General features: G+C 58.1%; 10 protein-coding genes. 5 read left to right on the top strand and 5 right to left on the bottom strand.

Annotation, left to right across the window (positions count from 1 at the left end; genetic code table 11):
* From M3A44_01045 to M3A44_01060, 4 genes are all read right to left on the bottom strand, one after another.
* Nucleotides 1-1566, bottom strand: coding sequence for a restriction endonuclease subunit S (locus M3A44_01045; protein MEQ6340255.1), 1566 nt, complete (start codon nt 1564-1566; stop codon nt 1-3).
* A complete protein-coding gene (locus tag M3A44_01050) occupies nt 1563-4346 on the bottom strand; it encodes a DEAD/DEAH box helicase family protein (protein ID MEQ6340256.1) in 2784 nt (927 codons plus the stop codon). Before M3A44_01050 ends, M3A44_01045 begins: the two co-directional genes overlap by 4 nt.
* A gap of 396 nt (nt 4347-4742) precedes the next feature.
* Entirely contained in the window at nt 4743-5645 is a 903-nt protein-coding gene (locus M3A44_01055; protein MEQ6340257.1) for a c-type cytochrome, read from the bottom strand.
* Nucleotides 5646-5719: 74 nt separating this feature from the next.
* On the bottom strand, nt 5720-6919 hold the full coding sequence (locus tag M3A44_01060; GenBank protein MEQ6340258.1) for a c-type cytochrome: 1200 nt from the start codon (nt 6917-6919) through the stop codon (nt 5720-5722).
* Nucleotides 6920-7110: 191 nt separating this feature from the next.
* Between M3A44_01060 and M3A44_01065 the strand changes: the two genes are divergently transcribed.
* Genes M3A44_01065 through waaA form a run of 4 tightly spaced genes read left to right on the top strand, consistent with a single transcriptional unit; the run spans nt 7111 to nt 10844 of the window.
* Complete coding sequence (locus tag M3A44_01065) at nt 7111-7857, top strand: cytochrome c3 family protein (protein MEQ6340259.1); 747 nt, start codon at nt 7111-7113, stop codon at nt 7855-7857.
* On the top strand, nt 7842-8951 hold the full coding sequence (locus tag M3A44_01070) for a 6-bladed beta-propeller (GenBank protein MEQ6340260.1): 1110 nt from the start codon (nt 7842-7844) through the stop codon (nt 8949-8951). Before M3A44_01065 ends, M3A44_01070 begins: the two co-directional genes overlap by 16 nt.
* The gene (locus tag M3A44_01075) at nt 8948-9499 is read left to right on the top strand and encodes an autotransporter outer membrane beta-barrel domain-containing protein (protein ID MEQ6340261.1); all 552 of its coding nucleotides are present in this window, start codon (nt 8948-8950) and stop codon (nt 9497-9499) included. The genes M3A44_01070 and M3A44_01075 overlap by 4 nt, the downstream gene beginning before the upstream one ends.
* 43 nt (nt 9500-9542) lie before the next feature.
* Entirely contained in the window at nt 9543-10844 is a 1302-nt protein-coding gene (waaA, locus tag M3A44_01080) for a lipid IV(A) 3-deoxy-D-manno-octulosonic acid transferase (protein MEQ6340262.1), read from the top strand.
* Nucleotides 10845-10901: 57 nt separating this feature from the next.
* Here waaA and speA read toward each other — a convergent pair whose 3' ends face one another.
* Nucleotides 10902-12785: a biosynthetic arginine decarboxylase gene (speA, locus tag M3A44_01085; protein ID MEQ6340263.1), complete on the bottom strand. Its 1884-nt coding sequence runs from the start codon at nt 12783-12785 to the stop codon at nt 10902-10904.
* A gap of 114 nt (nt 12786-12899) precedes the next feature.
* Here speA and speE point away from each other — a divergent pair, with 114 nt between their 5' ends.
* Entirely contained in the window at nt 12900-13742 is an 843-nt protein-coding gene (gene speE / locus M3A44_01090) for a polyamine aminopropyltransferase (GenBank protein ID MEQ6340264.1), read from the top strand.
* The last annotated feature ends 1 nt before the right edge of the window (nt 13743 follow it).

The raw sequence follows: 13743 nt of genomic DNA on the forward strand, positions 1-13743 counted from the left end.
TCAGGTCTCCTTAATGAATTTTGTGCTTACATTCTTGCGCGGCTTGGCGGCGATATCAGTCCGTTCTGCCTTGATGCGTGCCAGCAGCTTGGAGGCGGGTTCGTCGTGCGGGTCTTGCGGCACCAGCTGGCCGGAGAAGGCTTTTTTCAGGATGGACTGGCGCAGGGCTTCGGCTTGTTGCAGAGCGGTGGTGATGGTTTGGTCGAGTTGGTCGGCTTCAGACAGCTTTGCTTCCAATTCTTGAACAATTTGTTGTTGTTCCTCTTTGCCTGGAATAACAAACCGAAAAGATTTGAATTCACGAATTGGCAACTGAGGTTGTGCAGTTCCAGATTGAAGCTTCTCAATTTGCCTCGTGATGATTGGTGCATTCAAATGGTAGTAGAGAAAATCAGGAGTTAAAGAAACGTCGTAATTTCTGATGAGGAACATTCCTGAATTTATTCTGACATGTTCATATTTAATTGCATCGTTGTAATGTGCAATGTTGCCCAAGGTTCCACGGCTCGTAAAAACAATGTCGCCTCGTTTGAGCGTTCCCTTCCTCAGTGCCAAGTGTTTTTGCTCGGAGATAAAACTATTCTCTTGAAATGCGAAGCCTCGCTTCGTTACATTTTTCGCATTAAGAAATAGGCAATATCCGGAATCAGAAAAATCGCCTTTAGTTGGGTAATGTTCCCCTCTGTCTCCATCTTCGATATCGCAGAGATTTTCAACACAAAGCGCAATCCATCCTTCTGGCAATTCGGTCAGCTCTTCTTGGGTGAGCGGCGGCAGGGGTTTGAGGGCTTTGGGTTTACTGCCTTGTTTGCCGGTGGCTTCCCAGTCGGCGAGTTGTTGCTGGTGGCGTTGCGTGCGCTCTTGCTGGATGCGCTTGAGCAAGGTGTCGGCGGTTTCGAGTTTGTCCTGATTCTCCGCGCGCCACTGCGCGGTGAGCTTGCCCTCGAAGGCGTGTTTCAGCAGCGCTTGGCGATACACCTTGAGCTGCGCGCGGGCGGTCTTCAGGTTTTCGATGCCCTTGTCCAGCTCGGAAAACAGCTCTTCGATTTTGGCGACGATGCGGTGTTGTTCATTGATAGGTGGAAGAAGCATCTGAATTGCTGCCACATCTCCGCGACGAACAGATGGTACCGCCGTAGCAACCGAAAATTTCCCGAGGTCCTGCGTGTTTAGAAAATAGAAGAGAAAGTCTGCGCTGATGATTTTCGTGTTTGGGACTATTCCCATAACATTATTATCAAAGAGCATTTCCCGGCTTGTAACCAAGCGATAGTTGCCTTTTAGTGCTTCTCCAATTTTGGGAAAAACAATCGTGCCCTTCGGAAATATCTTTGCCTTAATTTCCTCCCGAACCTCTTCAGAGATAAAGTGGTTCGCGCTATCTATACATTTTTGTTTTGCGCGGAATGCTTTGGAAATATCGCCAACTTTTGCGAATGGAAATTCACCAGATGAGTCACCTTGATATTCCTTGGGAAACCCAGAGCCAGAGATTAATTCTGATGACACGACTTCAATATTTGCAGCCGTCCAGCCAAATGGAATTTCTTTCTCTTCTCCGTTCACGCTACTAGAACCTCATTCAATTCATCCAGCAACCTATCCATTCGCGCCCCGAACAACTGATACATTCTGCCCAGCCCACCTTGCCCGTCGAACGGTGACATTTCCAGATCGTCGCGCTCGATGTGGAAGGAATTGGCGACGTGGTCGCGTACCATGCGCAGCCATTCCATTTGTTCTTCATTGAATTTTTCGCTTCCGCCGGAGTGGTGTTTCATGATCCAGTTCTGAAAGTTGCGGCGCACGGTGTCGTCGAAGGTGGAGAGCTTGGCATCCATGCCGCAGACGCGGCGGATGAGCGCGACCAGTGCGGTGAGTTCGCTGACGGGCTGCGCGCCTTTATAGTCGTCCAGCTGGCGGTAGGCTTGCCACACATACAGAGGAGCGAGCTTGGGTTTGTCGGCCTTGAGTTTGTCCAGCACCTGGCGGATGAGGTCATAACTGAGTTCGCGTCTTCTTTGCGGCTGGCTGAAGAAGATGGTGAGCGCTTCGATGTTGTCGCGGTTGGCTTTGAGATAATCGGCGAATTCAGCGGTGAGGGCTTGCGCATTGGTTGCGGCATTCTTGTCCCATTCGGCGCGTAATACGGTGTCGATGTTGTCGTGGTCGATGGTCTGTTCCTTGTCGCGGCGGATGGTGTCGATGAGTTCGATCAGTTCGCCGTTCAATACTTTCGCGGCTTCGCTTACCAGTTGCTCTTGTGCCTGCTGGCGTTTGTCGTCGCCGGGGTCGGTGCCGATGGGCTGACCTGCCAGCTCCAAGGCGCGGGCTTCGATGTTGTCGGCGTCGATTGCACCGAACAGTCTGCCGATCAGTTGGGTGAGTTCCAGACCGTCGGCGGCTTCGCGGATGCGGCGCTGGTCGTCGGCATCGAGTTGTTTGTTGAGCCGCGCCAGGCGTCCGGCGAGTGAGCTGACGGTGTCATCGTCGGTTGCACCCATCATCACGCTCATGGCCAAATCCTTGAGCGGCACGCTGGGCTTGGTGATGAGCGGCTGGCTGGCGGTTTTGAGCGACCGGGTGACGCCAATGGCGTCGACGATGACGTAGTGGGTCTTGGCGCTGACGGCGGAGGGAGTGACTTTCTTCAGGTCGTCCATGTCCAGCGTGCGGGTACCGCGCCCCTTCATCTGCTCGAAGTAGTTGCGGCTTTTGACGTCGCGCATGAAGAGCAGGCACTCCAGCGGCTTCACGTCGGTGCCGGTGGCGATCATGTCGACGGTGACGGCGATGCGCGGGTAGTAGGCGTTGCGAAAATCGGCCAGTACCGATTTGGGGTCTTCCTCGATCTTGTAGGTGAGCTTTTTGCAGAAGGCGTTGCCCTCGCCAAATTCCTCGCGCACGGTCTGGATGATGTCGTCGGCGTGGCTGTCGGTCTTGGCGAAGATCAGTGTCTTGGGCACTTCGGTGCGGCCGGGGAAGATCTCCGGCAGTTTGTCGCGGAAGGTGCGGATGACGGTGCGGATCTGGTCGGGGTTGACGATGTTGCGGTCGAGCTGCGTGGCGGAATAGGCCTCGTCTTCGTCCTGCTGTTCCCAGCGTTTTTTGCGCGTGAGTTTTTCGCGCCGCTCGATTTGCTGATGGGCGCTGATCTGCGCGCCTTGCTGGGTGATCTGTGTTTCGATCACATAGACTTCATTGCCGACGTTCACGCCATCGGCCACCGCTTTTTCGTGGCTGTAGTCGCTGACAACGTTCTTCTTGAAAAAGCCGTAGGTGCGGTTGTCGGGGGTGGCGGTGAGGCCGATGAGGCTGGCATCGAAATAGTCGATCACCTGTTGCCAGAGGTTGTAGATGGAGCGGTGGCATTCGTCGATGAAGATGAAGTCGAAAAACTCCGGCGGGATTTTTTCGTTGTAGACGACGGGCATCGGCGTTTTGGGCTGCTTCAGTTCTGCGGGGTTGATCTCCTCGGCGGCATCGTCGAGTGGCGTATCCTTGAGGATGGAGTAGAGGCGCTGGATGGTGCTGATGCAGACCTGGCTGTCCTTGGCGACGAACGAGGATTTGAGCCGCTGCACGTTGTAGAGCTCGGTGAACTTGCGGTTATCGTCGAGCGGCACATAGGACATCATCTCCTGTTCGGCTTGTTCGCCGAGGTTTTTGGTGTCGACCAGAAACAGGATGCGTTTGCCGTGGGCGTATTTGAGCAGGCGGTAAATAGATGTGATGGCGGTGTAGGTCTTGCCGGCGCCGGTGGCCATCTGGATCAGGGCGCGCGGTTTATCCAACTTGAAAGACGCTTCCAGGTTGGTGATGGCGATCTCCTGGCAATCGCGCAGGCGCAGCTCTTTGGCGGGCAGATGGTTCGGGTTGAGTGGTGGGATGTGGTGCAAGCGTTCGCGCAAGCTGGCGCTTTGGGATAGCCACTCCTTGAGCGTTTCCGGGCGATGAAAACTGAATACCTCGCGCGAACGCGGCTTGGGGTCGCGGCCATCGGTAAAGCGGGTGATGATGCCGGTGGTTTCGTACAGGAAGGGCAGCGGCTCCTTGTTGTTGACCCACTTCAGCCTAGCGCTGGCATAACCTTCAGTTTGCGTTTCATGGGCAGTGAGTCGCTGCCCTTCTTCTTCGCGCTTGGCCTCGATTATGCCCACCGCTTTTTTGTCCACAAACAGCACGTAGTCAGCCGGACCGGCATCGGTATGATATTCGCGCACGGCCTGACCTGGCCCGATATTAAAGTCCATCTTCTTGGATGACTGAACGACCCAGCCGGCCTGCTTGAGCTGGGCGTCGATAGTGTCGCGGGCTTTCTGTTCGGGGTTTTGGTTTTCAGTCATGTCGCTTGCTGGCCCTGGGCGAAGAGTTCTCCGATGATATTTCGGGCATCAGCCCCTGCCGCAGCCAAACATACTTCCTTTTGCTCGCGATGCCATGTTGGAACATGCACCGTCCCTCGGTTTTTGGCGCGCCGCTCTCGACGCCGAATGCCGTAGTATTTCCAAGAAACGGGAATCTAATTGAGTTTCACAGTCAAACGAATACTACGCAACGCGCACAACTGATGCAACGATGGCGAATAGCGCAGAGTGAGATTGCCCCCCGCTCGTTAGCTCCAGGGCGCGCGGTCACGAGAAGATCATGTCACGTTTGATGTTCTCACTGCCGACCCGTTGATACCGTTGCTGACACATTGTCACCTCATTGTCACCTTCACGGTGATTACGGTGATGGCGTTAACGGAGGTCTTGCATGTTTTTCCCCTGCGTCGCCAACGGATAAAACGCCCGCGCCACATAAGCAATCACCGCATCAATCTGCTCGTCGGTGAGTACCGATTTCCATGCCGGCATGGTGGCGCCGGGCAGGCCGTCACGGATGACGTGTTTCAGGCGGGCGCGGGTCATGGCCGCCATGGTGGTACGGCTGGTGAGGTCGCGGGGATGCGGTTGCAGAAAGCTGCCTATCCAGTTGCGGCCGGTGCCGTCTGCGGCGTGGCAGAAGGCGCAATTTTGCTGAAACAGCGCTTCGCCCTGCCGTTCCTGAGGAGAAAGCCCTGTCAGTTTTGGGGCAACATCGTGTTTGGCGTAGACGCTCGCGCCTGACACGCTATCAACCGGTTTAGGTGGCGGCTGCCGGTGCGAATAGCCGTTGCGCGGATAGGACAGCGCGCGCGGATCCCACACTGCGGGGTCTTTGCCGCCCTTGGTGCGCGAACCCTCATGACAGGTGACGCACGAAGACATGAATAATTGCTTGCCGGTGCGTTGTTCGGCCGTCAGCGCCTCCCATGGTGTATCGAGCGGCATTTCGCCACTAGCGAAGGGATAGGCGGCCCTGTAGCGTTCGTGGTTGGGCCAGCCGTTTTCCGGCGTATGGTAGCGGGTGTTCTCGGCCTTGCGGGCCATGAATTCCTGGCGCACAAAGTCCACCACCGCTTCTATCTCACGCGGCTTCAACATCCCCTTGAAGGACATCATGGCGGTGCCGGAGCGTCCGTCCGTCACCGCTCTGATCATTTTCCGGCGGTCAATGGTACGGCTGGTAAAGTCGCGCGGTGGAGGGGAAAGATAGGTGGCGGCGACGGTCTTGGCGTCGCCGGAATAACCGTGGCAGAAATAGCAGCGGTAGTTATAGATGTCGCGCCCCAGTTCATGGGCGTTACTCGGCTTTGCCCGGCCGGCACCATAACCGGAAGTGGGGCTGGGATTACCTAGTTGCCGGGGACTTTTTTTTTCTGCTCGTCCGCTTGGATAAATTCCCGGAAAACGAACTCGGCGACGTTGGCGATTTCCTGGTCGTTCAATACCTTGCCCCAGGCGGGCATGACCGTGCCGGTCTTGCCGTTATGAATGGCCTTGAGCAGTGCCGGGCGATTGAGGGTGCGGCGCGCATCGGGATGCAGGAAGTTGCGCGGCTTGGGGCGGATGAACGTGGAGCGCGGCCCCTCGCCGTCGCCCGCCTTGCCGTGGCAGGTGAAGCAGTTGGACATGTAAAACGCCTGCCCCTTGGCCGGGTCGCCCTTCAAACCATTGGGGAAGGGCTGCGACATGTCGGCATCAACTATCGCGGCGGGCGGTGGTGGGGGCGACTGTCCTTGCCCGGCGCCCGCAGCGCCGTGGCCGTGCTGCGGAACGGTGGCGGGGGCGCTGGCTGCAGTGTCATCGCTGGGTACCGCACCGCTCATGAAAGTGGCACGGACATGATCCACCACTGCGGCAATTTCCGGGTCTGACAGGCGCGACTTGAATGACATCATGGCCGTGTCGGGGCGACCATAGGTCACGGAGTTGATCATGCGCTCCCGCGTCAGCTCCTGCCGCGCCTGTGCCGAGGTGAAATTGCGCGGTGACGGGTTGAGGGTAGTCTGCGTCCACATCGCCCCCGCACCTTTGTCGCCATGACACACCGCGCAATTGTTGATGTATATGCGCTCACCGAGGCTGGCGTTGGGCGGGATCACCCGCCGCGAGTTGGAGCCTGGCCCGCCGCGCGGGGCTGTGGCCGTATGGGCGTGCGGTGATGGCGCGGAAGGTGCCGTTACAGATGATGCAGGCGCGGCGGCGGCAGGTTGGGGCTGCATGAAGGTTGCGCGGATGTAATCTACGATACCCTCGATCTGCTGTGACGACAGGCGGTTACCCCAGCCGACCATGGCGGTGCCGGGACGGCCGTGCGTTACCGAGGTGATCATGCGCTCCCGCGTCAGATCCTGACGCACGGCGGGCGCAGTGAAATCGCGCGGTGGGGGATTCAGCGCGCTCCCCGCCCGGCTCTGGCCGTTGCCTTTTTCGCCATGACAGGCCGAGCAGTATTTCTGGTATAACGCAGGCGCAGAGGGCGCAGACCACGCGCTTACCGGCACAGCGGCAATCATAGACACCCATACCATCCGCCGCAAAAACTTTGTCATGCAAAACCCGCCACTCTCAAATAAAAACGCTCACAGATCAGCGCCCAACATAACAAACACACTGAAAGTTTGCGATATCTTGACACCGTGCGCTATATTTGACTACTGTTAAACCAAAAATTCGCTGGCGCCATAACAAAACAACATGCATGCCCATCACTACCTTGCAGAAAACCGGAACGAGGCGATGCGTGAACAAGCGTAAATGGTTTATTGCGGGTGGTGTGGCGTTGGCGCTGAATAGTGCGTGGATCGGCCCCACCCTGAGCGGCACGATCCTTGGCACCAAGCACGACTTCACCGGGCTGAATGCCCGCGTCGGTGTTACTGCGATGTCCGGCGTGGCGTTTTCGGATTACGGTTCGCCCTGCGTGTATTGCCATATCCCACCGGACAAGAAGGGCGCCGATTCGGCAGAGACGGGCGGCAATCCGGGCTGGAATCGATTTGTCCCGAATCCCGACAGCTACGCCCTGTATGACAGCCGCAGCCTTGAAAACAAGGTGCGCACCCCCAGCCCGATCAGCCTGCTGTGCCTGTCCTGCCACGACGGCACCATGGCCCTGGACATGACGGTATTCAAACCCAACGGCTGGAACAGCAGCCAGGACGCCGCACTGCATGTCCGGCTCAATGGCGGCAATGACCTGATGAGCTGCGGCAAATGCCACAATGGAAACGTGGCGCACAGCATCGAAATCAAGCATCTGGGCACGGATCTGCGCAACGATCATCCCATCTCCATGCAATACGCCGGGCTGAACCAGAAAGATGTAGATTTCTGGAAGCCCGATGGGCCATATGGCTTCGACAATGGCGTGAAGCTGTACGATGGCAAGGTGGAATGCGCCACTTGCCATAATGTTCACAACCCGGACATCAACCTGCTGCTGCGTGCCACGTCCGACAGGTTGTGCGAGACATGCCACATCAAATAGCTCGCCTGTGGCGCGGCATGTTTCATGCGCTTTTCATCCTCGCCCTGGCGGGATGCGCCACCGCGCCCAAAGAGGCGGCATTTATTCCGCCGGTCTTCCCCGCCGCCCCTGATGCCCCGCGCTTCATTTATGAGCGCACCCTCAGCTTCAGCGACAACGTCGAACAGGCCAGCAGTGCCGCCGAACGCCTCAGACTCTTCGCCCTGGGCGAGAAAAAGGGGGCCAAGGCCCTTATCAAACCGTTCGGCGTCGCCGTTCACCGGGGCCGTGTCTATGTATCCGATACTGCGCAGCGGCTGGTTGTCATGTTTGACATCCCCGGCGGGCGTTACGTCGAAATCGGTACAGACAAGCCGGGCCAGCTCACCAAGCCGATGGGTATCGACGTCTCCAACCAGGGCGAGGTCTTCGTCTCCGATATGACGCTCAAGCGCATCCTGGTCTACGACAGCGACGGCAAATTCCTGCGTTCCATCGGCGACAAAGACACCCTGCAGCGCCCTTCAAGCGTGGCCGTTAATCCCGACGGCACCCGCCTTTATGTGGCTGATACCGGCGGCGTGGACTCGGAATCGCACCATGTGTATGTGTATGACGCCAAGACGGGCGCACTGCTGCAAACCATCGGAAAACGCGGCATCAAGGACGGCGAGTTCAACCTGCCCTTGCAGGCTGCCGTCGGCCCCGATGGCACATTGTACGTGGTGGACAAGGGTAACTTCCGCGTCCAGGCCTTCCGGCCCGATGGCAGCTTCGCGCTGGCTTTCGGCACGCCCGGACGTTTCCCTGGCCAGTTCGCCAGCCCCAAAGGCATCGCCACCGACCCCCAGGGCAACATCTATGTGGTGGACACCGCCTTCGGTAATTTCCAGATCTTCAACAAGGATGGGCAATTGCTGATGTTCATCGGCGAGCGCGGGTCCTCCGGCGCCCCTGCCAAATACATGCTCCCCGCCGGGATCGATGTCGACGAAGACGGCCGCATCTACGTCGTCGACCAGTTCTTCCGCAAGGTGGATGTGTTCAGGCCGGTGGGACTGCGGGCGGATGAGGGGTATGCGGGGAAGGGCTTTCAGGAGAAGGCGAAATTATGATCAACGGTACAGTTAAAAAATTATTTTTAATTTGTCTGGCCCTCTTTTCCCTAAATGCCTGCGGAAGCGATGTTAAGCCCTTTATCGGGACTGAATTCATCACCTCAACGGTTGGTAGCGCGCGCGATAATCGAGCTGCATTACTCAATCTGGGGGTTGACTACAATCCGGCCAGTCTCGTGGGGGGCGGCATGAATGTTACGTTAGGTGATCAAAGCGGCAGCGAAAGAGTCAGCTTAAAATCCGACGTTTTTGTAAAATATAATATGCTTCCCGAGTCGCAGGTAAACCCATTTATCCTGACGGGCGTGACAGGCGCGATACTGAATCGGCAGACATGCCCTGTGGAGCAGGCCGCTGGTGATAACGCCACACCTGGTAACGGGAACACCTGCGGATCAACACAGTTCAGCTCGACGGGCGCCACCTATGGTTTAGGCGCCACGATCAAAACCACGAGAACCTCGGCTGTCATCATAAAATATTCAAATACGATAGGCAGCAAGAACGTTAACATGAACATTATCAGCGTCGGCGTCACTTTCTAAAGTTCCCCATGCGTGCAAAAGCAGCCAGCTTGGTTGCGCTTTTATGAGATTCATCTACTCGCTCATCTTATACCTGCTGACGCCTCTGGTGTTGCTGCGTCTGGCGTGGCGCGGAACGCGTGCGCCGGAGTATTGGAAGCGTTGGCCGGAGCGGTTTGGCTTTTTTTCCGCTCCAAGGTTGAACGAGACGATCTGGATACATGCCGTCTCGGTGGGCGAGTTTCAGGCGGCGTTGCCGCTCATCAAGGCGCTGCAAGCGCGTTATCCCAGCGTCCGTATGGTGGTGACGACCACGACGCCCACCGGTTCAGCGAGGGTGCGGGCGGCGTTGGGGGATACGGTGTTTCACGTCTACGCGCCCTATGACCTGCCCGGCGCGGTACGGCGTTTTCTGAGACGCATTCGCCCGCGCGTGGCGATCATCATGGAAACCGAACTGTGGCCCAATCTGTTCCACGGTTGCCACGCGCGCGGCATACCCCTGATTTTGGCCAACGCCCGCCTCTCCGAACGCTCGGCGGCAGGCTACCGGCGCATCGCTGGACTGACCCACCAGACGCTGGGTAATATCACCGCCGTCGCCGCGCAAACCCAGGACGACGCACGACGCCTGATTTCACTGGGCGCAGATGACGCTCGTGTCCACGTCACCGGCAATATAAAGTTCGACATAAGCATTCCGGCGAGTCTGCATGAACAGGCGGTTGCGCTACGCCAAGAGTGGGGCGCGGAACGCCCGGTATGGATAGCCGCCAGCACGCACGAGGGCGAGGATGAACAGGTGCTGGAAGCCTTCGCTGCCGTGCGTCAGGCGGTGCCCGATGCCTTGCTTGTGCTAGTGCCGCGTCACCCGGAACGCTTTCCCAGGGTAGCAGCGCTATGCCGCAAGCGGGGCTATGAGGTGGCGTTGCGCAGCGAGCAAAGCCTGCGCCTTGTGCCCTTTAGGGTAAATGCCACGACAGCGGTGTTTGTCGGCGACAGCATGGGCGAGCTGATGCTGTTTTATGCGGCGTCCGATGTCGCGTTTCTCGGCGGCAGTTTGGTTGCCACCGGCGGCCACAACATGCTGGAACCCGCAGCACTGGGAATCCCCGTCATTACCGGCCCGCACACCTTCAATTTCACGGAGATCAGCCGCATGCTGCTTAATGCAGGCGCGGCACGGCAGGTGAATGACGCAACGCAGCTCGCTGAAGTGGTGACAGCGTATCTCAAGGGTAACGATCTGCGCCGGGCGGCGGGCGAAAAAGGCAGGCACTTGGTGGAACAGAATCGCGGCGCGTTAATGAAGCTTGTGGATATCGTTCAGGCTGGTTACTCGAGTCCTATTTCAACGCACCAATAATTATGCAGGGTGCGTCCCACGCACCCTGTGATTCTACTACTGACTTTAGAGTTGGGGTCACTCCTCCAGGTAAGTATATCCCTCCAGCCCCGCCGCCAGCTCCACCAGATATGCACTACGCTGCTCGCCGGTCAGTGGCACGTTGTTGATCTTGGTGCGGTAGGCTTCGAGCAGATCAGCGGCGTCGAAATTAACATAGCGCAGCACGGATTCCACGGTGTCGCCGCGTTGCGGCTGCGTGAGGCGGTAATTACCGTCGGGGGTGAGTTCGACGTTCACCGAGTCGGTGTCGCCGAACAAGTTGTGCATGTCGCCCAAAATCTCCTGGTAGGCGCCGACCAGGAAGATGCCCAGCAGGTAGAGTTGTCCCGGTTGCCAGTCGTGTACCGGCAGGGTACTTTCCACGCCTTCGCGGTCGACATACTGGCCGATGCAGCCGTCGGAGTCACAGGTCAGGTCTTCGATCACGGCACGTCGGGTGGGCGCTTCGTCGAGCCGATGCAGCGGGACGACGGGGAAGATCTGGTCGATGGCCCATACATCGGGCATCGACTGGAACAGCGAGAAGTTGCAGAAATATTTATCCGCCAGCTTCTCGTTGAGCTCGTCCAGCGCCTCCCGGTGCGATTTGGCGCCCGGTTGCAGCAGTGCGCGCACCTTGTGACAGGTGGCGAAATAGATCTGCTCGGCACGCGCACGCTGCTCCAGGGTCAATACGCCGTGGGTATACATGGCCTGGGCCTCGGCCAGCCAGTGCTGCGCGTCGTGATAGGCTTCGAGCGCCGAGCGGCTGGAGAGGTTGGCCAGGCCATACCAAAGATCCTGGATGATGAGCGGCTCGTCGCTGGTGGCTGGGGCGAGCGCGGCCCCGTCCGGGATGCGGTCGATATCGGTGACGTTCGTGATCAGCACCGCATGATGAGCGGTCATGGCGCGCCCTGATTCGGTGATGATATCGGGGTGCGGCAGATTTTGTTCGGCGCAAATCTCCCACAAGGCATGCACCACGTTGTTGGCGTATTCCTCCACGCTGTAATTCATGGAGCAGAAACTGCGCGAGCGTGTGCCCTCGTAATCAACGCCCAGGCCGCCGCCGACGTCGACACAGGCGATGGGGACGCCCATGCGGTGCAGCTCGGCGTAATAGCGCGCCGCTTCGCGCATGCCATTCTGGATGTCACGGATATTGGCAATCTGCGAGCCCAGGTGAAAATGCAGCAATTGCAGTGCATCAAGCATGTCCGCTGCACCCAGGCGATCCACGACCTCCAGCACCTGGGATGCCGAGAGACCGAACTTGGACTTCTCGCCGCCGGTGTTCTGCCACTTGCCCGCGCCGATCGAGGCCAGACGCATACGCATTCCCAACAGAGGCTTGATGCCCATGTTCTGCGCCTCTTGCAGGATCAGCTCCAGTTCGGAGAGCTTTTCCACCACGATGTACACGCGGTGGCCGAGCTGCTTGCCGATCAGCGCCAGGCGGATATATTCGCGGTCTTTGTAGCCGTTGCAGATCACCGTGCCACCGTTGGGATGTACCTGCGCCAGCACCGCCAGCAGTTCCGGCTTGCTGCCCGCCTCCAGCCCCACCCGCTCGCCGCCGTGGCTGAGGATCTGCTCCACCACGCTGCGCTGCTGGTTGACCTTGATGGGGTAGACGGCGGTAAAGCGCGCTTGGTAGCCATCCGTGGCCATCGCCTGGCTAAAGGCGTTGCACAGGGTGTCGACGCGATCGTGCAGGATGCCGGTGAACCGCACCAGCACCGGCAGTGCAAGGCCGGCCTGGCGGATCTCATCGGTCAGGCGATAGAGATCCACCCCGGCATGTTTGCGGTCAGGGCGGGCCAGCAGGTGCCCCTTGTCGTTGACATCAAAATAGCCGCCACTCCAGTGGGAGACGTTATAGGCGTCGCGGGCGTGCTGTATGTTCCAGTCGGTCATGGTAAAAGGGCTGATACAATGTGGAAGGTGCAAGAATTATAACGGGTTTGGTTTCATTCCGAGGACGAATCTTTCATAATCTTGTATCTTTACATCTTATCCTTGGAGTTTGGCATGGCATTAGACACAAGCTGGTACACCGAAATCCATGCGTCGGAAGGCTCCGCCTTTTCCTTGAAAATCAAGGAAAAGCTGCACGACGTGCAGACCCCTTTCCAGCGCATCGAGGTCTATGAGACGGAAGGGTTCGGCACGCTGATGACTATCGACGGCCTGGTCATGGTCACCGACCGCGACAACTTCATCTACCACGAGATGATCTCGCACCCGGTGCTGTTTACCCACCCCAACCCCAAGGATGTGCTGATCATCGGTGGTGGAGATTGCGGCACGCTGCGCGAGGTGCTCAAGCATCCGGGCGTGACGCGGGCGCAGCAGGTGGATATCGACGAGGGCGTAACGCGCGCCGCCGAACTGTATTTTCCGGAGCTATGCGACTCCAACCATGATCCGCGCGCGGAGCTGTATTTCGATGACGGCATCAAGTGGGTGAAGGATGCCGCACCCGGCAGCTACGACATCATTATCGTCGATAGCACCGATCCGGTCGGCCCCGCCGAAGGTCTGTTTTCCGCCGCGTTTTTCCGCGATTGCCACCGTGCGCTGCGTGCGGGAGGCATTATCGTGCAGCAGAGCGAGTCGCCGCTGTATCACAAGAAGCTGATCAACGACATGTATACCGCGATGCGCAGTGCCGGCTTCGACAGCACGTTGACGCTGAATTTCCCGCAGTGCAGCTATCCCTCCGGCTGGTGGTCGGCGACCATGGCCGGCAAGGGGGGTGATTTGTCGCGTTTCCGCGAGCAGGATGCGTCCAACAATACCTTCAAAACCCTGTATTACAATGCCGCCATCCACCGCGCCGCGATGGCGCAGCCTGAGTTCATGACCACCTGAA

It is taken from the genome of Gammaproteobacteria bacterium (genome assembly GCA_040183005.1).
Taxonomy (GTDB): domain Bacteria; phylum Pseudomonadota; class Gammaproteobacteria.

What these genes read in the sequence shown, in the direction of transcription:
- M3A44_01075 (MEQ6340261.1), top strand. Translation starts at nt 8,948, where the DNA reads ATGATCAACGGTACAGTTAAAAAATTATTTTTAATTTGTCTGGCCCTC.
- M3A44_01070 (MEQ6340260.1), top strand. Translation starts at nt 7,842, where the DNA reads ATGCCACATCAAATAGCTCGCCTGTGGCGCGGCATGTTTCATGCGCTT.
- M3A44_01060 (MEQ6340258.1), bottom strand. Translation starts at nt 6,919, where the DNA reads ATGACAAAGTTTTTGCGGCGGATGGTATGGGTGTCTATGATTGCCGCT.
- speE (MEQ6340264.1), top strand. Translation starts at nt 12,900, where the DNA reads ATGGCATTAGACACAAGCTGGTACACCGAAATCCATGCGTCGGAAGGC.
- M3A44_01050 (MEQ6340256.1), bottom strand. Translation starts at nt 4,346, where the DNA reads ATGACTGAAAACCAAAACCCCGAACAGAAAGCCCGCGACACTATCGAC.
- speA (MEQ6340263.1), bottom strand. Translation starts at nt 12,785, where the DNA reads ATGACCGACTGGAACATACAGCACGCCCGCGACGCCTATAACGTCTCC.
- waaA (MEQ6340262.1), top strand. Translation starts at nt 9,543, where the DNA reads ATGAGATTCATCTACTCGCTCATCTTATACCTGCTGACGCCTCTGGTG.